Raw genomic sequence first — 24,406 nt, 5'->3', positions numbered from 1 at the left:
GGAAACCCGGCTTTTTTGTTGCTAGTGGTAGTTAATTTTGAACAGTACCACGGTTTCAAACGGCCCGGACCGGATCGCTTTTCCCTCCACCGGCGACAGCTCTGCGGTGTAGTTTTGCTCAAACTGCAACGTGCTGCCCGTAAAATCCGCATACTCTTTATACTGGTTAAACGTATAGGGTTCCGTCCCGTTCAGAATACGCAGCTTTAAGCCGTTGCCAATCAGCAGCGCGGTATCGTCCGCGGTGAGCGTGTCGGTAGTATAAAACGACGAATCCATCTTAAAACCGTCGGAGCACTGGGCGTCCTGAACCTTCGTGGTTCTGACCGAAAAGGTCCGCTTGCGCGTTTGCTGGTTCACAATGTCGCGGGCGCTAAAGGTGCCGAAATCAATTTCCTGATTTTCCGGGAAAATGCTGAAGGTTGCCCCGCAGTCCAGTACCGTAATGTTTTGCAGACCGTTGATGTGGTACTTAAGGTTCTTCGCGTCAACCATTTGGTTCACCCCGCCCTTGCCGTCAAACTGCACCACGATGTAATCGCTCAGCGAGCTGACGTAGCCGTGGGGCGGGACGGCCTTGATTTTGACGAACAGACGCAGGCGGGCGATAAACGTGCGCGAGGTGTGGATATCGTCCGGGTTACCTGAGCAGATGCGGTTTTCCCAGCCCATCTGGCGTATCTGTGAAGGGGTGTAGATCGTGATGTTGTTGTTATCCAGGCACTGATGCGTATCAACGCCGTTGGACTGGCCTGTCGCATCGTAATCCATTCCTTCATACGTGACGCCGAGCTCATAGTAAGGATCGGTTGCGGAGGGGTACGGGTTGACCCAGGCATACACATCTTCTGGCTCAAACCCGCTGGTGACGTTGTGATCGCACGTCACCAGAATTTTAATGTCGTTCGATTCCCAGATTTTTTGCCCAACCTGCGCGTTGCTGGGGATAGCAAAAGGCGAGATCGTTTTTGTCTCCTCGACGGGCCCGCCCGAGCCGCCCAGATAGCAGTTAAGCGCCAGCGCCTCTTTCAGCGGCAAAAACGCCAGCAGAAGCAGCATGAGGTTAATGAGCTTTCGCATCAGGGCTGACCTTCCGTTCGGTGAGCTTGCAGTAAGCTGTTCCCGCGCATTGCGCATCCACTTTCCTGAGCGCGCCGTAATCGTCGATATACCCGATGCTGTAATAGCTGCCGTGATAATCCCCGGTGGAGGTGGTTTCCGTGGCAAAAGGCGCAATCATCAGGCTGTCAAAGCCCGGCAGCATGGTTTTGGCGTTTTTGCTCAGCCACGCCAGCGTAATGTAGTAGGGCGTCGGGTTATGCACCGTCAGGCCTTTCGCGCTGGCGGTAATTTCCATCCGCATTTCCGTCATCTCCCCCGGTTTTTTGGCGATCGCCTTTGGACGCCAGAACAGTTTGATTCGGCTCTGCATCGCCACCTGCATCACGCTGCGCTCCTCGCTTGCGCTGCTGCTTTTAGGCGGCACTTCGCGCAGGTTGAAGTAAAACAGGGACTCCCGGTCTTTAGGCAGCTGACCGGTCGCGGCTTGTTTCACAATTCTCACCTGGGATGAGGAGCCTGCCTCAATGCGCTGAATGGGCGGAAGCGCCATAAAGTGCGCGTCTTCTTTGCGCCCTTTTTCATCTTCAATCCAGGAAAGCGCCAGGTAAGGCAGCGCCTTGCTCTGGTTGTCCACTTTCAGGCTGCTGGCCTTATCGCTTTCGGGGAAAACAATGCGCGTGCGGTCCAGGTTAATGGCGGCGTGAGTGGTAAATGCTGCGCTGAAGAGCATCAGACACAGGCTTTTAAGCGGGGTTAATTTCATCATGATTTCTTACTGACAAGGCAGTATCAGCTGCATACTGTTTTCTAAGTGAGAAGGTAGCGAGAAGCGACACTGCTGATTGTCGCCCCACGTCACCCGAAACTGTTGTTCTGGCTCAACCGCGCCCAGCCAGACGTGGCCTTCATCGGCGACCATCCCAACCTGCAAATCGCTCTCCTTAAGTCGAACGATCGCCCCCAGCGGCGGCGTGCCTGACGGCGTTCGTAAAATGCCCGCGATGTCCTTACCCGCCCGCGTGGCAATCTGACGGTATCCAATGGCGCCTTCGGTCCAGGTGGAGGTGACGACGCGGTTGTCCACATCCACGCCATCCGGGAGGTTGTTCATATTGACCTGCACGCTGGAGGGCGTATAGCTGGAGAATGACGGCAAAACGCCAATGCCAAACCGGTTGGTCTCATCCCGCGACATGTTCAGCGGGATACTGCCCACGCCATCGGTGCTTACCATCACGCGCGGCTCATTGCCGTAGCTGCGTCGGTGCAGGGCGGCACCTTTCGCCGTTGAGGTGAACGATCCGTTCCAGCTTGCGCTGAGGGATGTGTATTCATCAGCCTTATAGCTGCCGGAAAGGTTCAGATCGCCAAAGGTCGAATAATGCTGATAATTTCCGCTGACCTGCGCGCCGGCATCCGGCTTTTCACTTTCCGCACCTGCGGAAACGCCCCATGTGTTATTGCGGTCTGAGGTGTCATACCACGACACGTTATGGCTGAGCGTGTCGCTGTTGCGCAGGTCATAGTTCAGGCGATGGTCGGGATCGAGCGGTACGCTGAGCGAGAGGTAAAACTGGGTGTCGTCGTTCTCGTCTTCATCTTCGTAATGCGTTTCACTCCAGGACACGCTCACGCCCAGGTTTTTCCAGCGGCCCACGTCAAAGTTGTAGCCCGCCGTGATGCTGCCCGTTGTGGAGGGCGCGTCGTTCCACCAGGTCTGGCGCAGCATGTTCACATACAGATTCAGCGATAGTGCCGAAATATACTGGCTTGCCGTGACGCTAAGCGTCTGTTTTTCGGTCTGGCGGTCACTGTCGTCATAGTCAAGATAACGGGCGTAGCTCAGAAACTGCGGGTCCGAGTAGCGATAGCTGGCAAGCGTGAGCTGGCTGCCGGTCGTATCAAAACGCTTACTGTAGTTAACGCGGTAGCTGTAGCCTGTCTGGCTGCTTTGGCCGGGTAGCTGGCTGGTGGACTGCGTAACGTCAAACGAGAGCGCGCCGAGGTACGCCATGTTCTGGCCTATCCCGGCGGCAACGGAGCGATAATGGTCGCCATCAGCCAGCGTGCCGCCGTACAGGGAAGTTTGTGACAGTACGCCCCAGGAAAACTCGCCGCTCATGAAGCCGTTATCTTCAACATCGTGAGAGGCGTCCTTGCGCGCCTTCCCCGCCGCGAGCTTGTAGCGTAGCTGGCCCTTGCGCGTTAAGAAGGGGACGGATTCGGCAGAAACCTGGAAGGTGCTTACGCGTCCGTCCTCTTCCGTCACCTTAACGTCCAGCGTACCCTGAACCGACTGGTTTAGATCCTGAATAACAAAGGGGCCGGGCGGCACTTTACTCTGGTAAATCACGCGGTCGGCAAGGCTAACGGTCACCGTGGCGTTGGTCTGGGCAATGCCGGTAATTTGCGGAGCATAGCCGCGCAACGACCACGGCAGCATGCGCTCGTCGCTGATCAGCGAGGCGCCGGTGTAGGTGAAGGCGTCGAAAATCGCGGACTGGAAATCCGTTTCCCCGAGCGTCAGCTTTGCGCCGAGCGAGGGCAGGGGGCGGAACATATAGACGCGAGAAAAACGGCCGTCGTGCTCCGAGCCCGCTTCGGTATGGCTTTGCGTGTACTGGAAATCACTGCGCAGCCGCCACGCCCCCATGTTCGCACCGGCAGTGCCGTAGGTGTTGGCGTTGTCATTGCTGCTGCCGCTATCGGGCTGATAATGGCTGGCGAAAAGATTGTAATCCAGCAGCACGCCCGGTACGCCGTTATCCCAGGTGGCCGGGGGCATCCAGTCGGCTGCGCGATACTGCAACCACGCCTGAGGGATCGTCACTTTCAGCGTCTGGCTGGCCTGCTCAAAGTTGAATTTGATGTCTGGCCTGGCGGTGAAGTCAACGCATCCCTCTTTTTCCGGTAACGCCTGACGAACGTTATCCTGCAACGCAAACGTATCGGCCAGCTCGAGAGGAATACAGACCTGAACCGCATCGTTTATTTCCCGCCAGCTTAGCTGCCAGCCGTTGGCCAGCGGAATATCATTAATTGAAACCGTGACGAAATAACGCCCCGGGATAACGGATATTTGATCTTTAAAAAGCGACAAATCAACGCCGCCGCGCTGATCTTTATCGATGGCATTAATGTTGAATTCGGTGGCAGAGGCGACTTTCGTCATTAACAGGGACGTAATGATGAGTAACCATTGTAATTTATATGTCATCATCCTGTTACTCGAAGAATAATATTTCGTGCCGACTGGCATAAAATGCCAGTCGGTTTATACCGTGACGCAACGTTTTTATTTGTACATCAGGACATAGTTAGCGGTAGCTTCCACCTGGCCTGCTGTCGCGGTTTTACCTGCCGCGACTTCCATAAGCGCTTTAAAATGCAGCGTCTGCGTGGTTGAACCTGGCAGCAGGTCAATCTCGTTAGCTTGTCCCAGCGTAATATTAGACTCCGCGTTATCCATCAAACGCACACCCACGTTCTGAGCACCGCTGGCATAGGTGTTGCTCATCAGGCTGGTATCCGTCGCGTCCGTTGCTGCGCTGGTGAAGGTGACATCGACTTTGGTAATTGGCGTGTCGGTCTCGTCTGCCGGATCGTCAAGCTGGCAGTTTTCCAGATTAATATCGACCGGAACAGGCGTTGATTTTTTGTTGGCATTGATAACGGCGGTGGTGACTTCACCCAGGTCAACTTCTTTATCAACGCTGTCTGGTGCTATGCTGCACGGCGCATCAATGACCACACCTTTGAATTTGATTTTGCCTGAACCCTGTTCTTCAGCAAAAGCAGAACCCGAAACAATGGCAGCCATCGCAACCGCTAACAGTACTTTTTTACCCATATACATGAAAATATCCTTTTTCAATTGAATTCATAATCTGAATATTAATTTTCAGAATACTCGCAAAGTATAACGGGATGAGGGAGGCGTTTGCGATTAATGAGACTTAAAGATATTTTTAGATGAGGTTAATATATAATTTATTACTATCGTAACCGGTTAATATTTCATGCAACAGCGGCTTTTTAAGCGCAATTTAATTGGGAAATATTGCGCTTAAAAATATCCATAAAAATTCTTGATTTTCCAATTGTAAATACAGAGTCGCAGACATTGTAAAATGCAACGGCTGCGCCGGGGCGCATCAAAGAATTGCCCTCATCAATGAGGGCATCCGAATCAGCCTATACCTGCCGTTTGCAGCAGAACCAGGCTGAGCCCCATCACCGACATGCCGCACAGCACGCCGTAGCTGGGATTATTGTTAGGGTCGATCTCTTTCGCCAGCGGCATCAGCTCATCGACAGAGAGCGCGACCATGATCCCGGCCACCGCCGCCATGATGGCAGCCATCACCACAGGCGAAACGAGGCTGCCGAGGATCAGCCACGCCAGCACGCCGCCAAGAATTTCAGCCAGGCCGGAAACCCCAGCCCAGAGCACGGCAGTCCGTTTTGAACCGGTGGCCGCGTAGACCGGGCCGGCAACGGCAAGTCCTTCAGGAATATTGTGTAAGGCTACCGCCAGCGCCACGCCAAACCCCATCTCCAGATTGCTGCTGGCCGTGACGTAGGTGGCAACGCCTTCCGGAAAGTTATGCAGGCTGATGCCGAGCGTCAGCAGGATGGCCGTGCGCTTGATGTTGCCCGGAAGGGGAGCCGCGCGCTTTTGCATCAGATCCTGAGGGTGCGCGTGCGGCAGCATGCGGTCGAGCGCAAAATAGCCCAGCAGGCCGACGATGAACATGCCGTAGCCCAGCACTGGCGACATTCCCTCGGTGTGAAGGGCTGCGGGCAGCATCTCCATCAGCGAGATAAGCAGCATGATCCCGGCGGCGAAACCCAGCGAAAAGGCCAGAAGGCGGTTAGACGGTTTTTGTCCGAGCACGCCGAGGAACGCGCCGATAAAGGTCGCGGCACCCGCAAGTACGGTCAAAATCAAGGGTACTGACATGCACTCTCCTTAAGCTGTATCTGACATTCAAATTTCCTGATGATGATCTTCACGGTTATCTGCGTTCATCTTCACCTGAATGCGCGTAATGTAGAACCATCAAATTGACACCTCCTGTAAGGATATCACCATGTCTTCATCTCGTATGCCAGCACTGTTTTTAGGCCATGGCAGCCCAATGAACGTTCTGGAAGATAACGTCTATACCCGCACCTGGCGTCACCTGGGTGAGACGTTGCCGCGGCCGAAGGCGATTGTGGTGGTGTCTGCGCACTGGTTTACCCGGGGTACCGGCGTAACGGCCATGGAAGCGCCGAAAACTATCCATGATTTTGGCGGCTTTCCGCAGGCCCTGTATGACACGCACTATCCTGCGCCCGGCTCCCCTGCGCTGGCGCAGCGGCTGGTGGATCTGCTCGCACCGGTTCCGGTGGCGCTGGATAAAGAAGCCTGGGGCTTTGACCATGGCTCCTGGGGCGTCCTGATTAAAATGTATCCCGAGGCCGATATCCCGATGGTGCAGCTGAGCGTCGACAGTACCAAACCAGCGGCCTGGCATATGGAGATGGGCCGCAAGCTGGCAACCCTGCGTGATGAAGGCATCATGCTGGTCGCGAGCGGTAACGTGGTGCATAACCTGCGTACGGCGCGCTGGCACGGGGAGAATACCCCGTATCCCTGGGCGACGTCTTTTAACGACTATGTGAAAGACAACCTCGCCTGGCAGGGGCCGGTTGAACAGCATCCGCTGGTGAACTATCTGGATCACGAAGGCGGTTCGCTCTCTAACCCCACGGCGGATCACTTCCTGCCGCTGCTGTATGTGTTAGGCACGTGGAATGGTCAGGAGGAGATTACCATCCCGGTCGACGGCATTGAGATGGGGAGTTTGAGTATGCTGTCGGTGCAGGTGGGGTAAAAACATGCCGGGTGGCGGCTTCGCCTTACCCGGCCTGCATGTGGAGCGTAGGCCCGGTAAGCGTAGCGCCACCGGGCAAGTTTTATTCAACAAAAATATGCGGATAGAACCGTGACAGATCCTGCGTAATCAGCGCGCGATCTTCGCGAATGCCAATCCCGGCAGGTTGATCGTTAATAAGCCAGCTGCCGATCAGCGTATAGCTGTCGCCAAACTTCGGCAGTTGATAAAACTCCTGGACGATCATCCCTTCTTCACCGTACGGCCCTTCAACCGCTTCCAGCGTTTTACCGTTTTCGATAATGGAGACGTTCGCGCCTTCGCGGGAGAAGATCGGCTTAACGACGTATTTCTCCATCGGCGGGAACTCATCTTCGGCAAAGTACGCAGGCAGCAGGTTCGGGTGGTTCGGGAACATCTCCCACAGCATCGGCAGCAGGGCTTTATTAGAGATAATGCTCTTCCAGGCCGGTTCCAGCCAGCGCACGCCGGCGTCTTCCAGTTTGGTCGAGAACATCTCGCGCAGCATGTACTCCCACGGATAGAGCTTGAACAGGTTGCTGATCACCTGATCCTGCATGTCCGTAAACTGACCTTTTTCACCTAAACCGATATCTTCGATATAGAGGAACTCCGTCGCCACTTCCGCTTCGGCTGCGCAGTCCTGCAAATACTGAACCGTACCGCGATCTTCTTCGGTATCGCGGCAGCAGGCGAGGTGCAGCAGGTTGAAACCGTGCTGTTCACGCAGTTCGGCGAAACGCTCAATCAGCTTTTCCTGTAGGCTGTTGAACTGGTCGCTGCCTTCCGGCAGGTTTCCGGCATTCGCCTGATCTTCCAGCCAGATCCACTGGAAGAACGCGGCTTCGTACAGCGAGGTTGGCGTATCCGCGTTGTTTTCTAACAGCTTCGGCTCACCGACGCCGTCCCATGCCAGATCGAGGCGAGAGTAAAGCGAAGGCTGATTCGTTTTCCATGACTGACGGATGAAGCTCCAGGTGTGCTTTGGAATGCGGAATTTGGTCATCAGCGCATCGCTGTCGATGACTTTCTCGACCACCTTCAGGCACATCTGGTGCAGCTCAGCGGTCACCTCTTCAAGCTTTTCAACCTGAGCGAGCGTGAGCTTATAGTAAGCGTCTTCACACCAGTACGGCTCGCCGTACATGGTGTGAAAGTTGAAACCGTATTCGGTGGCTTTTTCGCGCCAGTCCGGGCGCTCGACAATACTGACTCGTTCCATGATCAGCCGCCCATTGAGCGAGTCGAAGAGCCGGCCGCACTACGCTGCATGGTGGTTTGTTTCGCCACGGACTCACCGAAGCCGCCACGGGTGATGGTGCTGGTGGTTGCGGGTTTCGGTGCCATCGCGGTTTTCGGTACGGTCATCGTACGGCCCGGCGTTGCTGCGCCGTAACCCTTGCCGGTAGCATCGGTGTATTTACCGTACGCCGGGCTGTTCGGGTTTTTGGAGCTAAACAGCGGCTGCTGCTGATAGCCCGCACCGCCGCTCATCAGACGGCCCATCATATAGCCCGCCATCAGCGGCATCCAGAAGCTGCCGCTGGACTGAGCCTGCGCCTGGTTTTCCGGAGCCATACCCGCCTGAGCCGGCGCCTGCTGGCACTGGCCTTCACCGAATTCAGCGACACAGTCTTCGCGTGAGGCATATTTCGGCGCGGTACGTTCCGCTTCTTTCAGGGCGTTGTTATAGGCCGTTGTACATTCGGCGGCTTTACCGGTGGCAGCCGAACAGTCGTCGGCGTTCTGGTACATCGAGACCGTTTCGTCGCTCTGCTCACAGCCTGCCAGCATAAAGACGGCAGTGACCGCCAGCGCGACAGGTGTCAGGTGGCGTGCGTTCCAGCTTTTGCGGAACGACGCGTGATTCATCGTTTTTGTCCGTTTCATATTTGTCTTCCGGGACCCAGTGGTAATAACGCTCAGGATAGAGGATGAGTGGTTGAAAATGAAGCGAAGAGGGGCGAAATGCAGGGGATCTTTACGTTGGCTTACGTTTGGGGGGGATTTTGCGCCGGGTGGCGCTGCGCTTACCCGGCCTACGATTCAGTAGGCCCAATAAGCGAAGCGCCATCGGGCAATGCTTAGTTACGGAACGGGTTAGAACCGCTGCTTGCAGGTGCGGTGCTACGCGCTGCCGCTGGCTGCGCTGCTGGCATGCTGCCGTTAGCGTTGAAGTTATCAACCGCGGCATCCTGCTCTGGATTTTCCGGCGCGACGCTGTCAGGCGACGTGGAAACCGGTTTACCCAGCGTGCTGTTCAGCATTTGCAGATCCTGCTCGTTCAGCGTACCCAGAGCCTGCTTGATGTTCAGCTGGTTAATCAGGTACTGGTAACGTGCGCTGGAGAGCTGCTGCTTAGCGTTATACAGCGTGGTCGTTGCGTCTAACACGTCAACAATGGTACGCGTACCGACGGAGTAGCCCGCTTCCATCGCGTCCAGAGAGCTTTGCGCAGAGACAACGGCCTGTTTGTAGGCGTTGATGCTGCTGATAGACGCGTTCACGTTGTTAAAGGAAGAACGCACGGTTTGCACCACGTTGCGGTGCGCGCTTTCCAGCTGCTCGCTTGCGCCAACAAAGTTGTACTGCGCCTGTTTAACCTGGGAGTTAACCATCCCGCCCTGGTACAGCGGCAGGGAGAAGCTCAGGCCCACTTTGTTCTGACCAATGTTGTTGTCATCATAGGCCTGAGACGTCGTTTTAGAGCCGCTGTAGCTGGTATCCGATACGCCGGTTGAGGCGCTCAGGCTCAGGGTTGGCAGGTGGCCGTCCTGTGCAAGGCGGATCTGCTCGCGTGCCAGATCCTGGCTCAGGCGTGCCTGCAACAGGGTCAGGTTGCGGTTTTCCGCTTCTTTCAGCAGGGCGTTTACCGCCTGCGGTTTGTCCGTCTTGAAGCTGTCCACGTTCAAAGAGGCCAGCTCAGGATAGTAGTTACCGGTGACCTGGCGCAGAGCTTCCAGCGCGTTGTCGAGGTTGTTACGTGCGGTCACTTCGTTAGCCAGTACGGTATCGTACTGTGAACGGGCGTTCTGCACGTCAGTGATCGCAACCAGACCCACGTTGAAACGCTGGGTAGTCTGATCTAACTGACGGTAAATCGCCTGTTTCTGCGCTTCGGTGTAGGAGAGGGCGTCAATCGCGCTCAGTACCTGGAAATACGCGGTTGCGGTATTCAGGATCAGCGTTTGCTGATCGGTCTGATAGGTGACATCCTGAATGCCCGCACTCTTTTCCTGCAAACTCAGTTCACGCCATTTGGACATATCGAACAGAGTCTGTGTAAGCTGTAAAGAGGCGCTGGTGGCATTCGAGTCGATGCCGTTGTTATCGCGAAAACCGTTAGTGTAGGTATAATCTGCACCTAAGCCTAACTGCGGCAGCAGTGGGCTACGTGCTTCGTTAATCTTTTCAAACGCAGCATCACGATCGGCCGCTGATTTACGTAAATCAGGGTTGCCCAGACGTGCCTGCTGGTAGACCTGTAACAGGTTCTCTGCCTGGCTCATTGCACTGAAGCCCGTCAGGCTCAGGCCGATAAGGATGGGGAGCAATTTCTTCATTTGCATTCCTTGTTGTGAAGCAGTATTAGCGCTGATCTAATTAAAAATAATTGCCGATTCTAACAGAATCATCCACACCAAAAGGTTGGCGTAACGTGCCATCTGGCGGTAATTTGCTCCAATCTACCATATAGCCATACAAACGGCAGCCAAACAGCCTTGAAATTCACAATTTCATCACCATTGCTACCAGGACTTGACCGATGCAAAAACCAGAAAACGTGCCTGTCACCTTCGCCAAAAACGATGTAGAAATTATTGCACGAGAAACGCTTTATAGCGGTTTTTTTTCAATGGAACTTTACCGTTTCAGGCATCGTCTGTTTAACGGTGAAATGAGCGGTGAGATCAAACGCGAAATTTTTGAGCGCGGGCATGCGGCTGTGTTGCTACCCTTTGACCCAGTGCGTGATGAAGTTGTGCTGGTCGAGCAGGTTCGCATTGCGGCTTATGATACCAGCGAAACCCCGTGGCTGCTGGAAATGGTGGCCGGGATGATTGAAGAAGGTGAGTCGGTCGAGGACGTCGCTCGCCGCGAGGCGCTGGAAGAAGCGGGCCTGGTGGTGGGGCGGACGAAACCGGTGTTGAGCTACCTGGCAAGCCCGGGCGGCACAACGGAACGTTCATCTATTATGGTGGGCGAAGTGGACGCCACGACGGCGGAAGGGATCCACGGTCTGGCAGATGAAAACGAAGATATTCGGGTTCATGTGGTGAGTCGGGAGCAGGCTTACCAATGGGTAGAAGAGGGGAAAATCGACAACGCAGCGTCTGTCATTGCCCTGCAATGGCTGCAACTGCACTATCAGAGTTTACGAAACGAGTGGAAAAAATGAAGCGCTATACGCCTGACTTCCCAGAAATGATGCGCCTGTGCGAAACCAATTTTGCACAGCTGCGCCGCCTGCTGCCGCGAAACGACGCACCCGGCGAAACGGTGAGCTATCAGGTGAGCAACGCCCAGTATCGGTTAACGATAACAGAATCAACGCGCTACACTACGCTGGTGGAAATTGAGCAAACGGCGCCGAAAATCAGCTACTGGAGCCTGCCGTCGATGACGGTACGTCTTTATCACGATGCGATGGTCGCTGAAGTGTGTTCAAGCCAGCAGATCTTTCGCTTCAAAGCGCGGTATGATTACCCGAATAAAAAGTTGCATCAACGCGACGAAAAGCATCAAATTAACCAGTTTTTAGCCGACTGGCTAAGATATTGTTTAGCACATGGAGCAATGGCGATTCCGGTTTGTTAGCGTCATAAACCTACCTAAGGACACCATTTGGAAAGCCTGTTGAACCTGACTGTTGCTGGTGGGGCGCCAGTCAGGATATTACAAATCACCGACACCCACCTTTTTGCCGAAAAGCATGAGACGCTGCTGGGCGTGAACACCTGGGAGAGTTATCAGGCGGTGCTTAGCGCAATTCATGCTGAAAACCGGCCATGCGATCTGATCGTCGCGACGGGCGATCTGGCGCAGGATCAATCTTCCGCAGCCTATCAGCATTTCGCTGAAGGGATTGCGAGCTTTAGCGTGCCTTGCGTCTGGCTACCCGGCAACCACGATTTTCAGCCCGCCATGTACAGTTCGCTTCAGGACGCGGGCATTTCACCGGCAAAATGTGTCTTTGTGGGGGACCAGTGGCAAATTCTGCTCCTCGACAGCCAGGTGTTTGGCGTTCCGCACGGTGAGTTGAGCGACTATCAGCTTGACTGGCTGGAGACAAAACTGGCCGCCAAGCCGGATCGCAATACGCTGCTGCTACTGCATCATCATCCGCTGCCGGCAGGCTGTAGCTGGCTCGATCAGCACAGCTTACGCAATTCAGCGGCGCTGGACAGCGTGCTGGCGAAATTCCCGCGCGTGAAGCATTTGCTGTGCGGGCACATTCACCAGGAGCAGGATCTCGACTGGAACGGTCGCCGCCTGCTCGCGACGCCATCCACCTGCGTGCAGTTTAAGCCGCATTGCGCCAACTTCACGCTGGATACCATCGCGCCGGGCTGGCGCTGGCTGGAACTGCATGCCGACGGCACGCTGACCACCGAAGTTTGCCGTCTGGCCGGGGCTGAATTCCGCCCGGATACCGCTTCAGAAGGCTACTGATGTCAACGCTCCTTTACCTCCATGGGTTTAACAGTTCACCGCGTTCCGCAAAGGCGACGCAGTTTCGCCAGTGGCTGAGCGAACATCATCCGCACGTGGAGATGATTATTCCGCAGCTGCCCCCCTATCCGGCGGATGCGGCAGAGATGCTGGAATCGATTGTGCTTGAACACGGCGGCGAATCGTTTGGCGTTGTCGGGTCGTCGCTCGGCGGCTACTACGCCACCTGGCTGTCGCAGTGCTTTATGTTGCCCGCTGTCGTCGTCAACCCGGCGGTCCGGCCATTTGAGCTGTTAAGGGACTTTCTCGGTGAAAACGAGAACCCCTACACCGGCCAACAATATGTGCTAGAGTCACGCCATATTTACGATCTCAAAGTTATGCAGGTCGACCCGCTTGAAGCGCCCGATCTTATCTGGCTGCTGCAACAGACGGGAGATGAAGTGCTGGATTACCGCCAGGCAGTGGCGTATTACGCATCCTGCCGCCAGACTGTAGAGGAGGGCGGAAACCATGCTTTCACGGGCTTTGAAGATCATTTCACCCAGATTGTCGATTTTCTTGGACTGCACAGCCACTGACAATCAATGCGAATTGCTAGTTTAAATCATGACGCAAACCTATAACGCTGATGCCATTGAGGTACTCACCGGGCTTGAGCCGGTTCGCCGCCGCCCGGGGATGTACACCGATACGACGCGCCCAAACCACCTGGGCCAGGAAGTAATTGATAACAGTGTGGACGAAGCGCTGGCAGGCCATGCCAAACGCGTGGACGTTATCCTGCACGCCGATCAGTCGCTGGAAGTCATCGACGACGGCCGCGGCATGCCGGTGGATATTCACCCGGAAGAGGGCGTTCCTGCCGTTGAGCTGATCCTCTGCCGTCTGCACGCGGGCGGTAAGTTCTCCAACAAAAACTACCAGTTCTCCGGCGGTTTGCACGGCGTGGGGATCTCCGTGGTTAACGCCCTGTCGAAGCGCGTGGAAGTGAACGTCCGTCGCGACGGTCAGGTCTATAACATCGCGTTTGAAAACGGCGAAAAGGTGCAGGATTTGCAGGTCGTCGGGACGTGCGGTAAGCGCAACACCGGCACCAGCGTCCACTTCTGGCCTGACGAAAGCTTCTTCGACAGCCCACGTTTTTCCGTTTCTCGCCTGTCGCACCTGCTAAAAGCCAAAGCGGTGCTGTGCCCCGGCGTGGAAATTACCTTTAAGGATCACGTTAACAACACCGAGCAGAGCTGGCGCTACGAAAAGGGTCTCAACGACTACCTGAGCGAAGCGGTTAACGGCCTGCCGACCCTGCCAGAAAAACCGTTCGTCGGTAATTTCGAAGGCGACACCGAGGCGGTGGACTGGGCGCTGCTGTGGCTGCCGGAAGGCGGCGAGCTGCTGACCGAAAGCTACGTCAACCTGATCCCAACCATGCTCGGCGGTACGCACGTCAACGGCCTGCGTCAGGGTCTGCTGGATGCGATGCGCGAGTTCTGCGAATACCGCAACATTCTGCCGCGCGGCGTGAAGCTTTCCGCAGAAGATATCTGGGACCGCTGCGCCTACGTGCTTTCCGTGAAGATGCAGGATCCGCAGTTTGCCGGTCAGACTAAAGAGCGTCTGTCGTCGCGCCAGTGCGCGGCGTTCGTTTCCGGCGTGGTGAAAGATGCGTTTACCCTGTGGCTGAACCAGAACGTTCAGGCCGCAGAGATGCTGGCTGAAATGGCCATCTCCAGCGCCCAGCGTCGTCTGCGCGCGGCGAAGAAAGTGGTGCGTAAAAAGCTGACCAGCGGCCCCGCGCTGCCGGGCAAGCTGGCGGACTGTACCGCGCAGGATCTCAACCGCACCGAGCTGTTCCTCGTGGAAGGGGACTCGGCGGGCGGATCGGCCAAGCAGGCGCGCGACCGTGAATATCAGGCGATCATGCCGCTCAAGGGTAAGATCCTGAACACCTGGGAAGTCTCGTCCGATGAAGTGCTGGCCTCGCAGGAAGTGCACGACATCTCCGTGGCGATCGGCATCGATCCGGACAGCGACGATCTAAGCCAGCTGCGCTACGGCAAGATCTGCATTCTCGCGGATGCGGACTCCGATGGGCTGCACATCGCCACGCTGCTCTGTGCGCTGTTCGTGAAGCACTTCCGCACGCTGGTGAAAAACGGTCACGTCCACGTGGCGCTGCCGCCGCTGTACCGTATCGACCTCGGCAAAGAAGTTTACTATGCGCTGACGGAAGAAGAGAAAGCGGGCGTGCTGGAGCAGCTCAAACGCAAGAAGGGCAAACCGAACGTGCAGCGCTTTAAGGGGCTGGGCGAGATGAACCCGATGCAGCTGCGTGAAACCACGCTGGATCCGAACACCCGCCGTCTGGTGCAGCTGACCATCAGCGATGAAGACGAACAGCAAACCAACGCCGTGATGGACATGCTGCTGGCCAAGAAACGTTCTGAAGACCGACGTAACTGGCTACAGGAGAAAGGCGATATGGCGGATATTGAAGCCTGATGCACTGGCCCTCAGCCTCCCAGGTGGCTGAGGGATCGCCGGGCACCGGGGCATTGCGCCATAATCCCGTCAGCGAAACGCTGTTTTTTCCGGTTTCAAAAAACGCAGATTAACAATTGCGCCGTCGGTGGGGACGGTCTCCAGCTCATTCACATCCATATCGGTCCCTTCTGGCAGGCTGAGGCTGTCAACCGTGATGCGGTTTACTCGCCAGGGGGTGAGGTAACTCACCAGCAGATCGCCCTCTGCGTTGGTGGTCGAACCGAACTGGTTATAAAATCCAATCTTCGCCGAACCTGGCACCTGAACCAGTGCCGCAGTACTTCCCAGCGTCTGGCCCAGGACAACCCCCTCCTGATATAACAGCACGCTGCCGCTGACGTCACCATGATAATCACGTTGCGTGCCGCTGCGGGTCATACTGACGTTCAGCTCCCCGCTGTTGTACTGATAGCCGATACTGCTTTTCAGGGCATCGTTCCCGTGTTCGCTATGCTCCGCCGTCACGTCATAACGCAGGCTATAATCATCCAGTAGCGAGCCATTGACGTTGATTCCATGGGTATTCTTGTTTCGGCTGGCGAGGTCAGAAACCAGTCCCACATTGGTAAAATGGCTTCCAATGCTGAAGGGGATGCTGATGTTAAACCCCAGCGTTGATTCAGGGGCAGATTCGCCGTAGCGGTCATAGCCGCCATAAAGCGAAAAATCGACGTCCTCCCAGCTGGCGTCAAGGCTCAGGGTGAGGCTGTTACTGCCCGCCTCGCGAGCGCGTGATTTCAGCCAGCGCCACGAGAGGCTCAGACTCGAGTTTTCGTCGAAGTTTTGCGTCAGCTCAATCTGGCCCTCAAGGGCGCGCTGAGTGGTGTCATCATCGAAACCCCAGGCCAGCACCGAGGCGCGGTTTAACCGCTCCTCAAGCGAACGATACTGGCTACCGCGCGGGTACCACTGAAGCTGGGCGTTAAGGCTGGTTTCGGTTTGGAAAAATGTTTTGGCATAACGCATTCGCCCGACGCTGCCGCTCAGCGCTTTGCCCTGCTGGCGGTAACGGGCGTTACGTACATCCGCAGACAACGCTCCCCATTTGCCCATATTGCCGCCCAATCCCACAACATGGCTGAAGTAATTCTCTCCCTGCTGTATGCCACCAAAAACGGTAGCGCGCGGGGCGACGCCCCAGGAGAGCGTGCTCTGCCAGAAACGATCTTTATCCAGCTCCACGCCGTGAAAGGGTTTATAACGCCCGGCGACCAGCTCGTAACTGAACATTTTATACTGCACCAGATTGGGCATGATCGAGTACGGAATGGACCGGGTACGCTCGCTCCCGTCGCTCTCCTGAATCGTCAGCTCAAGGTTGCCCTGTAAATCTGGTGGATAAAAATCACGGATAACGAAGGGCCCCGGTGGGACGTGAATGCGATAGACGCGCTCGCCGTTCTGGCGAAGCGTGACTTCTGCTTCGCTGCGCGCATAGCCGTTAATCAGCGGCGAATAGGGCCGCCAGCTATCCGGGAACATCGCCTCATCGCTGGCCAGGGAAATCCCCCGATAGGACATACTGTCGAACAGGTTCGATGAGGTGTAACCGTCGCCAAGGTTAAGCCGGGATCGCATAGAGGTGATACTGCGCCAGACAGAGGCTGAATTGCTGTAAGAGCCGTGCTGGCGGTCCGCCTCTCGCCAGAATGTATTCTGGTAGCGCATGCGCCATGGTCCGACGTTGAGGCCGTTTTCCAGCACGAGCGTTGCATCGGTGCCCGGCGTATCCCAACGGTACTGCGCACGTTGGTTATTGACGTCCAGCCGGTAGTTAACAAACAGGGCATCAATTCCATCATCCCAGCGGCTGGTACTGACCCCGTTTTGCTGCGGATTAAACGCCTCCTGGGGAAATAAAAGCGTGAGCAGGCTGGCATCCGGACGATACCAGGACTGGAGGTCGAAGGCGTTCGCCGAGTCGGCGCTCAGACATGCCCTGGTGTCCCAGTGAAGCCTGTCAAGCACGGAGGATTTTACGCCCCACTCTTCAAGGAGAGGACGCGTCAGGCAGGGTTTACCGAAGTGAAAATCAAGAAAGATTGAGCCTTTATAGTCGTTATTAAGAATAACCCATGTCTTTTCATTTGCAGACGCAGCGTTTGCTGTCAGTAACAGCACCATCACTCGAATTGCATGGTGAATCTGCATCTGCGTTAACATCGTGGGCAGCTTTTGCTGCCCACGATTAAGCTCGCTATGGCTTATTTATTGAGGGCAGCCAGCTCAGCACGAGCCTGATTCAGCTCCTGCTGAATTTCACGCAGATCGGCCTGTTTTTCTGCCAGTTTTCTCTGGTACTTGGCGATCTTCTTAGCATCACCCTTCGCTTTAGCTTCTGCCAGATCGGCCTGAACTTCAGCAACGTCGCCACGTTTTTCAGCCAGTTTTTTCTCCAGCTTACGCACGTCTTTCTGGGCATCAGCCAGAACGCTTGCGTTAGTACAGTGGGCTTTGACTTCTGCCAGGGCTTTTTTCAGGCCATTCACTTTGTAGATATTGCCGTACTGCTGGGCAATTTTGATCTCTTTTTCCAGCGCAGCGCTTTTAGCAGCACAGCTTTCAGCGGCGTGTGCTGATGCTGTAGCGAACATACCAACAGCTGCAACGACAGACAGAACGGAAACTAATTTCTTCATAGTCTTTCTCCTTTGTTGATGTATTGCCTGAACGGATGCTCCGGCAATCTCCTGTGAACAAAAGAGTACTGCAACGCGGATAGCCAAAACGATGCAGACGCGTCCTCAACGCATGTAGGACGTGGATTAAGGTTGTCGTCCTGAATCGTACCAACGCTGTAACGCGGCGCGTAGCTGCTCAAGTTCAGCTAACAGCTGGTGGATCCCGTCGCGGTCCGGGTTGGCTTCCTGAGCTTCACAGCGGGCTATCAACGCGGGCACGCCCAGTAACGCCAGCCCGCCGCGCAGTTTGTGCAGCGTCTCATGCAGAGCGGTATCCGGCGTCACGAGCCAGGCGCGCAGGTGGGCAAGGGATTCATCAATGACCGAAATCTGGAGCGAAAGGAACAGGGGCAGGTTATCCCCTTCCAGCAATTCGGGCGGCAGGTTGCACGCTATTGACCCTTGCGGGCTTTCGGCAATCGGGGCAGATCCCTTCAGGGGGGCCAGCAGTTCCGCAAGCATAGTGAGGGTGATCGGCTTAAACAGACAGTGGCGCATACCGGCTTCTTTTGCTCTCTCCCGGACAACTTCCCGTGCGTCAGCGGTCGCGCCAAAGACCACAATGTCGGGATAATTCGTATGAATTATCTGAGCCAGCGCAAACCCACTCATGCCGGGCATATTGCAATCGGTGATCACCGCATCCGGTTGCGCATGCTGTAGTGCTTCCAGCGCAGAGGCTGAGCTGTCGGCGTCGATCGCGCGGTGACCAAGCCAGCTCAGCTGCTGGCTGAGTACCATTCTGCCGACGGGATTATCATCGACAATCAAAACGCGCAGGGAGGGGCGAGAAAGCGGGGGCGCGGGCTGTGTATCAGGAACATCCTGGCGTTCTGCCATTATTGGCAGCTTAAGGGAGACTGTGGCCGTCGTTCCCTGTCCAGGCTCGCTGTGGATCGCTAAACTGCCGCCCATCATCATTGTTAACGTGCGGCAGATATAAAGGCCCAGCCCGCTCCCCTGTGCAACGTTAGGGGTGTTTCCCTGAGCGAAGGGCTGGAACAACCGCTGTTGGGTGGCCTCGTCGATACCTACCCCGGTATCGATGACCGTGATACGCAACAGCAGATAGCCCTCGTCACGTCCATCGAGCTGCACGCTCAGCGTTATCTGTCCGCGTTCGGTGAATTTGATCGCGTTTCCGACGATGTTAACCAGAATCTGCCTGAAACGGCTGCGATCGACCAATACGTCCTCCCGCAGTTCGGCATCACGTTCCAGTACGAAGGCCAGCCCTTTTTGCGCCGCCATGCCTTCGAACAACATGGCGGGCTCCTCAATCAGCTTGCGCAGCGAGGAACGCTCGGGGCGAAGCACCAGGCGGCCAGATTCGATACGCGACACATCCAGTATGTTGCCGATCAAATCCAGCAGGGCCTGGGCGGCATCCCACGCCACCTGCACGGACTGGCGGTTTTGCTGGGTATCGCCAGGGCGTTTCATCACGAGCTCCAGCATCCCCATGATGGCGCCGATCGGTGTGCGTATCTCGTGGCTCATGGTTGTCAGAAACACGCTCTTCGCACGGCTGGCGCGGTGCGCAAGTTTTCTGGATTGTCGCTGGGCTGAAATGATTTTCAGCATGCGCTGCTGATAGTGCAGATGGCGACGATAACCCCACGCGGCGGTGAGGCAGAGAAGGAACGCGATTGCCAGTCCGACGCTCATTACCGTGCTCAGCGCGACCTGTTTTGGTCCTGTCGACGTGAAGCTGTTACCCGCATTTCCGCCCCGGGTCAGGGCATGGAGATCCTCCGGCGGAATATTAATGAGCGCTTTATTGAGAATGGTGATCAAAGGCCAGGACTGGCGGGACGCCCCGAACGAGAACCGCATTGGGTCGATGTCGATGCTTCCCAGAATACGGAGCGCGGCATACTCTTTATTCGCCAGGAGCGTATTGGCGACGATCAGCGGCATGGCCATCATTTTGTCGTTACTGTGAACAATGCGGTTAAGCCCCTGTCGCCAGGTGTCGACCTTTTCCGTTTGGCCCCCGCTCTGCTTACGTAACCACTCTTCGGGCGACTGCCCGTCCAGGCTGAGTACGCCGGGACTCACCGCGCCAGGAACAGAGTGCGCTTGTCCGACCATCACCCAGGAGTTATAGAGCCAGGTACGGGTGGTCAGTAAATCGGTGCGCCAGATATCCCCCTGCGTCACGCCTGCAACCAAATCCGATTTTCCCGCTTTTACCGACGCCAGGGCCGCCCTTTGGGTAGGAAAACGCTGGATAACAAAGGTAAACCCGGTGCGAAGCTGTAATGCGGTCAGGACATCGGCAATAATGCCACGCATCTTGCCGCCTTTATCAAAAAAGGCAATCGGTGGGTTATCCTCGGCCACTGCCACCCGTATACGTTTGTGCTCATCAATCCATTTATTCTCCAGCGACGTAAAGACCGGTTTCTGCTCGCTGAGTGAAAGCGGGATGCCGCCATTCCACCGACGGTGTATCTCTACGCTCGCACTTTCCGGTAACGCGGCCAGAAAGTTATTCAGCACCGTGATCCAGATGCGCATCTTTGGCATTGCCGCAAAGGAAAATCCTGACACGGGGAAGGGGGTGTCGAGAGGGCGAATAAGCAAGTTGCTGATGTTGGACTGGTTCACCAGATAGCGAGCGGTGACGCCATCGCAAAAGAAAAGGTCGATTTTTCGAAACGCGAGTGCTTCCAGCGCATGGCGTGGTGAATAGAAGGGGACGATCTCCGCGTTCGGGTAGCGCTCCAGGACGCGTTGAGGATCGTAGCCCGGCGCGATGGCAATCTTTCTGACCGCATCATCCTGTGTGGCTTCGTTATTGACCACTTCAACGGCAGAATTTGGACTGTAAGGGTGGCTCAGTATCAGCCCCTGATGATGCTGGTTATCGCTGGCCTGCGCGATGAAATCGGCTTCCCCTGCGCGTAACGCTTCCAGTGCAGCCTGATAGTTTGGGTAGCGAATCACCTCTATTTCGACGCCCAGGTTATCCGCCGCCAGACCGATGAAATCGGCATTGATGCCACCGTAATCATTCAGGCCGGTGGTAATGTCATAGGGCGGCGACATCGGCAGCCAGACGGCCAGGCGGATCTTGCGGTGTTCACGCAGCCAGCGCCATTCGCTTGCGCTCAGCCCCGGGTCGGCAATCGTCTCCATGCTGCGGGAGAGAAGCTTAAGGGGTTCTTGCGCCGTCGCACCTTGAGCCATAAACGCGACGAGCAACAGCAGCAGTCCGCTAAGTATTCTCATTATCAGACTCTCTGAAGATCAGCGAAATGAGCTGATTGAGATCGTCGCAGCCGCATTTTTGCAGCATCCGGGTTTTATAGGTGCTAATGGTTTTATTGCTGAGCATCAGGAGATCGGCAATCTCTTTGTTACTCTTGCCCTGTTTCAGGTAATTGAGAACGGCTATTTCACGATCCGAGAAGCGGCTTGAGAGTGATTCAGACGCATCGCTTTTTTCATTGACGCTGGCGGCTTTGAACAGCGTTCCTTCGGGAAAACATTGATAGCCCGTCATAATAAGCCGGCACAGTGGCTCAACGTTTTCCAGCGGCATATTTTTATTGATAAAGCCCTGCGCCCCGGCCTGGAGCGTTCTCAGCGCATATAACCCTGCTGACTGGCTGGTAAAGATCAGGATTTTAAGTTCCGGGAAGTGTTGTTTAATTCGGGGCAACAGGTCGAGGCCATCGGCGTGCTTAAGTTCGAGATCCAGAATTAATAGGTCCGGACGCTGCTGATGCAGCTGGGACAGCAGTTTTTCACCTGTAGAGGTACTGACGACCATATCTCCGTGCTTCTCCAGCAGTACCTTTAAAGCAAAGCAAATTGCTGGATGATCGTCTGCAAGCAAAATCGAAATCATACTACCGCTTGTCCTTTTGGTGGCTTCACTGACTCCTTCTACCTGAGGGGCAATATAGTAATCAACAGCGCATAAGAACGATATAGTAAAAGGCTGGATTTAAGAATTTGGAGCCAGGATTAAGGAAGCTTTTACTATTTCAGCGCGGCTTATTCCGAATAAAGAATTAAATGAAATGCGGAGGTTGTTCGCTATTGGGGCAATTAAGATTTTTCCTGTTAAAAGTCCAGGCCCGGTAGTGAGTATCGCCACCGGGCCGTTCTTATTAAAACGCCATCTTCACCGTAAACTGCACTTCACGCGGGTCGCCAATCTGATTGCCCAGGTTGTTGGTCGCAATCGACGACGTGTAGTAGGTCTTATCAAACAGGTTTTTCACGTTCACCTGTAGCGTCACCGGATATTGCAGCTTTATTTTGTACGCCGCAAATGCATCCGCCACGAAATAGCCCGGCAGATAATAATCCGCACCGTTGGTTGCTGAAAGACGGCTCACGCCGTGCCCGCCGCCGCCAATTGTCAGCGTATTCCCTGCAAACGCATTGTGAATATCGTACGTCAGGAACAGGGAGCCGGTATGGCGAGGCACGTTCGGCAGCGGTTTGCCCGCGTAGTCCGGATCTTCCAGCACTTTCGCGTCGGTATAGCCATAGCTCGCGATAATGTTGGTGTTCTCCGTAAGCGATCCGGCGAGATCCACCTCCACGCCCTGCGAGCGCACGCGGCCTGCGGTTTTAGCCACGGTTTCGTCACCCACGCTCTCGGTATACAGCACGTTGCGCTTGTGAATATCAAACAGAGCGATATTAGCCGTAATTCCGTCAAACAGGTCGAACTTAGCGCCGATTTCATAGGCATTTGACGTCTCTGGCGGCAGGTTGCCGATGTAGCTCGCAATCGACGATTGCGGCATAAACGTCTGGGAATAGTTGGCAAATAAAGAGACCGCAGGCGTGAGCTTGTAAACCAGGCCCAGCTTCGGCGTCCACTGGTCGTCGCGGCTGTCGGTGTTCACGTTAAACGGACGGCCTTTGCCCGCGTACTGGGTGTAATACTGGTAGCGCAGACCGGCAACGGCAATCCATTTATCGGTCAGGTACAGCGCGTCCTGCGCATAGGCGGAGTAGCTCTCCTGCCGGATGGTCTGGTCGCTGTCGGAGGCTGAAACGGTGGTGCACTTGCCAATATCGCCATACGTCGGGTTGTAAATATTGAAACCTTTAACGTTCTTGCAGCGGATCATATCCGTGCGCAGCAGGTCGTAATTCTCATACGAGATGCCGGTCAGGATCTCATTATAGAAGCCTGCGATATCCACGTTCCCCTGAAGATCCGCGCGGGTGGTGTGCATCCGCTGGGTCGATCCCTGCGTGGCATCCACGCGGCGAGTCAGGTTGCCGGTTTTTGAATCGTAGGCCATCACGCGCGCCTGGTTATCGCTGTATTTATCCTGACTAAAGCTGTAGTCGAACTTCGCGGTCCACTGGCCGTTGAGGCGATATTCCGCGTTGAGCTGAGCGAGATCGGACTGCCCGTCAGTAACGTTAAACGGCTCGTCAAAGCGGGTTTTGCGATCCACGTTTACCGGCTGCTTAGTGTTGAGATCGAAAATTGTCCCGCGATCGAACGGCGTCTTATAGTCGCGATGCGAATAGAGCACCGTCACGGTGGCATCATCGCCGAACCAGGTCAGCGACGGGGCGATAAAAGTGCTGCGCTCGGTGCCAAAATTGCGCCAGTAATCTTCATCCTGATATTCACCCGTCAGGCGATACGCCAGGCGCGTGCCTTCAACCGGGCCAGTGACATCGAACTGCCCGGTGCCGCCGCCAAAGCTCGAGGAGGTGGCTGATAGCGAGCCGCCAAAGTGGGTTTCCGGGCGTTTGGTCACTACGTTAATCAGCCCGCCGGGGTCGAGGATCCCGTACAGCGTTGAGGCTGGACCTTTCAGCACTTCCACGCGCTCGGTTGACGCGTTAAAGCTGCGTGGCAGCACGGTACGCAGGCCGTTGGTCATGATCGACCCGTCGCGGTTGGCGCCAAAACCGCGGCGCACAAAGGCATCCTGCGTGCCGCCCAGGGTGTTGGTCTGCACCACGTTGCTGACGTTATACAGCGCCTCGTCGAGCGTCGTCGCGTGTTGATCTTCCAGCACTTTGTCGCTAACCGTGTTCACCACCTGCGGGATGTCCAGCATCGGCATGTTGGTTAGCGTGGCGGTGGAGGTGTTCAGGGGCTGGTAGCCGCTGGTAGCGTCAAGGGTAGCATTCGGATCGGCGGTAACGGTCAGGGTGTCGCCGTCTTTTGCCGCTGCATGTACCAGGGGAGCCATAAACACCAGTGAAAAGAGCGCGCGCCCTTTTATCCCAGAGAATGAAGGTGTGAATTTAGCCATTAAATCTGTTATCCCGAAAAATCCGGCGAGAGAAGGCTCGCGGAGAAATGTGTGAGTCATTGCCCTTACGGTCTGTTCGTTAGCCTGAATGGCATCGAACTTGTAATTGAGAATCATTCAAACATGAGCAAATGTAGTAGTAAATGAAAAAAAGAAAAAATCGACTACAGCGAGTTATCGCGGCTATTTAGCGCGATGTCAGATATTTAACTTTATGAATTAAAACAAAAAATACTTCTTGATAACTGTGTTGTGTTATGCATTCACCCCTGGTTTTTTTAGGGGTTTA

The 24,406-nt window shown here is 55.5% G+C and carries 19 protein-coding genes; 6 read left to right on the top strand and 13 right to left on the bottom strand.

The genetic code is table 11. The annotated features are described in order from the left end of the window. Window positions 1–21: 21 nt before the first annotated feature. From N5C09_RS16150 to zupT, 5 genes are all read right to left on the bottom strand, one after another. Window positions 22–1,080, bottom strand: coding sequence for a type 1 fimbrial protein (locus N5C09_RS16150; RefSeq protein ID WP_279749427.1), 1,059 nt, complete (start codon window positions 1,078–1,080; stop codon window positions 22–24). Continuing rightward, the gene (locus tag N5C09_RS16145; protein ID WP_112792137.1) at window positions 1,064–1,825 is read right to left on the bottom strand and encodes a molecular chaperone; all 762 of its coding nucleotides are present in this window, start codon (window positions 1,823–1,825) and stop codon (window positions 1,064–1,066) included. The genes N5C09_RS16150 and N5C09_RS16145 overlap by 17 nt, the downstream gene beginning before the upstream one ends. 9 nt (window positions 1,826–1,834) lie before the next feature. Continuing rightward, the gene (locus tag N5C09_RS16140) at window positions 1,835–4,282 is read right to left on the bottom strand and encodes a fimbrial biogenesis outer membrane usher protein (RefSeq protein ID WP_279749426.1); all 2,448 of its coding nucleotides are present in this window, start codon (window positions 4,280–4,282) and stop codon (window positions 1,835–1,837) included. A gap of 75 nt (window positions 4,283–4,357) precedes the next feature. Then, window positions 4,358–4,918 (bottom strand): fimbrial protein, encoded by a 561-nt coding sequence (locus N5C09_RS16135; RefSeq protein ID WP_063867712.1) that lies wholly within the window; start codon window positions 4,916–4,918, stop codon window positions 4,358–4,360. A 333-nt stretch (window positions 4,919–5,251) separates the two neighbouring features. Beyond that, window positions 5,252–6,025 (bottom strand): zinc transporter ZupT, encoded by a 774-nt coding sequence (zupT, locus tag N5C09_RS16130; RefSeq protein ID WP_063867714.1) that lies wholly within the window; start codon window positions 6,023–6,025, stop codon window positions 5,252–5,254. A 130-nt stretch (window positions 6,026–6,155) separates the two neighbouring features. Between zupT and ygiD the strand changes: the two genes are divergently transcribed. Continuing rightward, entirely contained in the window at window positions 6,156–6,944 is a 789-nt protein-coding gene (ygiD, locus tag N5C09_RS16125; RefSeq protein WP_204643257.1) for a 4,5-DOPA dioxygenase extradiol, read from the top strand. Window positions 6,945–7,026: 82 nt separating this feature from the next. Here the strand turns inward: ygiD and N5C09_RS16120 are convergent, their stop codons facing one another. The 3 genes from N5C09_RS16120 to tolC all read right to left on the bottom strand — a co-directional run bounded on the left by N5C09_RS16120 (window position 7,027) and on the right by tolC (window position 10,528). Then, the gene (locus N5C09_RS16120; RefSeq protein WP_107533828.1) at window positions 7,027–8,187 is read right to left on the bottom strand and encodes a glutathionylspermidine synthase family protein; all 1,161 of its coding nucleotides are present in this window, start codon (window positions 8,185–8,187) and stop codon (window positions 7,027–7,029) included. Window positions 8,188–8,189: 2 nt separating this feature from the next. Continuing rightward, window positions 8,190–8,855: a DUF1190 family protein gene (locus N5C09_RS16115; RefSeq protein ID WP_063867719.1), complete on the bottom strand. Its 666-nt coding sequence runs from the start codon at window positions 8,853–8,855 to the stop codon at window positions 8,190–8,192. 194 nt (window positions 8,856–9,049) lie between these two features. Then, on the bottom strand, window positions 9,050–10,528 hold the full coding sequence (gene tolC, locus N5C09_RS16110; RefSeq protein WP_063867721.1) for an outer membrane channel protein TolC: 1,479 nt from the start codon (window positions 10,526–10,528) through the stop codon (window positions 9,050–9,052). Window positions 10,529–10,731: 203 nt separating this feature from the next. On the opposite strand from tolC, the gene nudF reads away from it, so the two are divergent. From nudF to parE, 5 genes are read left to right on the top strand one after another with little or no spacing between them, the layout of a single operon-like run. Then, window positions 10,732–11,364 carry an ADP-ribose diphosphatase gene (gene nudF / locus N5C09_RS16105; RefSeq protein ID WP_102751121.1) on the top strand — a complete coding sequence of 211 codons (633 nt, stop codon included), beginning with the start codon at window positions 10,732–10,734 and terminating at the stop codon, window positions 11,362–11,364. Then, window positions 11,361–11,783, top strand: a complete 423-nt coding sequence (locus N5C09_RS16100; RefSeq protein WP_063451153.1) for a DUF1249 family protein — start codon at window positions 11,361–11,363, stop codon at window positions 11,781–11,783. The genes nudF and N5C09_RS16100 overlap by 4 nt, the downstream gene beginning before the upstream one ends. 27 nt (window positions 11,784–11,810) lie before the next feature. Then, entirely contained in the window at window positions 11,811–12,638 is an 828-nt protein-coding gene (cpdA, locus tag N5C09_RS16095; protein WP_279749425.1) for a 3',5'-cyclic-AMP phosphodiesterase, read from the top strand. Continuing rightward, window positions 12,638–13,219 (top strand): esterase YqiA, encoded by a 582-nt coding sequence (gene yqiA / locus N5C09_RS16090; RefSeq protein ID WP_023306967.1) that lies wholly within the window; start codon window positions 12,638–12,640, stop codon window positions 13,217–13,219. The genes cpdA and yqiA overlap by 1 nt, the downstream gene beginning before the upstream one ends. A gap of 28 nt (window positions 13,220–13,247) precedes the next feature. Then, a complete protein-coding gene (gene parE, locus N5C09_RS16085) occupies window positions 13,248–15,140 on the top strand; it encodes a DNA topoisomerase IV subunit B (protein ID WP_063451156.1) in 1,893 nt (630 codons plus the stop codon). A gap of 69 nt (window positions 15,141–15,209) precedes the next feature. Here parE and N5C09_RS16080 read toward each other — a convergent pair whose 3' ends face one another. The 5 genes from N5C09_RS16080 to N5C09_RS16060 all read right to left on the bottom strand — a co-directional run bounded on the left by N5C09_RS16080 (window position 15,210) and on the right by N5C09_RS16060 (window position 24,117). After that, window positions 15,210–17,345 carry a fimbrial biogenesis outer membrane usher protein gene (locus N5C09_RS16080; RefSeq protein ID WP_279749424.1) on the bottom strand — a complete coding sequence of 712 codons (2,136 nt, stop codon included), beginning with the start codon at window positions 17,343–17,345 and terminating at the stop codon, window positions 15,210–15,212. A 41-nt stretch (window positions 17,346–17,386) separates the two neighbouring features. Beyond that, on the bottom strand, window positions 17,387–17,821 hold the full coding sequence (locus N5C09_RS16075) for a DUF1090 domain-containing protein (RefSeq protein WP_063451158.1): 435 nt from the start codon (window positions 17,819–17,821) through the stop codon (window positions 17,387–17,389). 126 nt (window positions 17,822–17,947) lie between these two features. Beyond that, window positions 17,948–21,100, bottom strand: coding sequence for a transporter substrate-binding domain-containing protein (locus N5C09_RS16070; RefSeq protein ID WP_279749423.1), 3,153 nt, complete (start codon window positions 21,098–21,100; stop codon window positions 17,948–17,950). Then, complete coding sequence (locus tag N5C09_RS16065) at window positions 21,087–21,722, bottom strand: response regulator transcription factor (protein WP_279749422.1); 636 nt, start codon at window positions 21,720–21,722, stop codon at window positions 21,087–21,089. Before N5C09_RS16065 ends, N5C09_RS16070 begins: the two co-directional genes overlap by 14 nt. Window positions 21,723–21,987: 265 nt before the next feature. Beyond that, the gene (locus N5C09_RS16060; protein ID WP_279749421.1) at window positions 21,988–24,117 is read right to left on the bottom strand and encodes a TonB-dependent siderophore receptor; all 2,130 of its coding nucleotides are present in this window, start codon (window positions 24,115–24,117) and stop codon (window positions 21,988–21,990) included. Between the last annotated feature and the right edge of the window lie 289 nt (window positions 24,118–24,406).

The sequence above is a fragment of the Enterobacter sp. GD03975 genome, assembly GCF_029838645.1.
In the GTDB taxonomy this organism is placed as follows: Bacteria; Pseudomonadota; Gammaproteobacteria; order Enterobacterales; family Enterobacteriaceae; genus Enterobacter; species Enterobacter quasihormaechei.
Note: the sequence above shows the minus strand (reverse complement) of the source record. Positions and strands in the feature narration are given on the sequence as shown.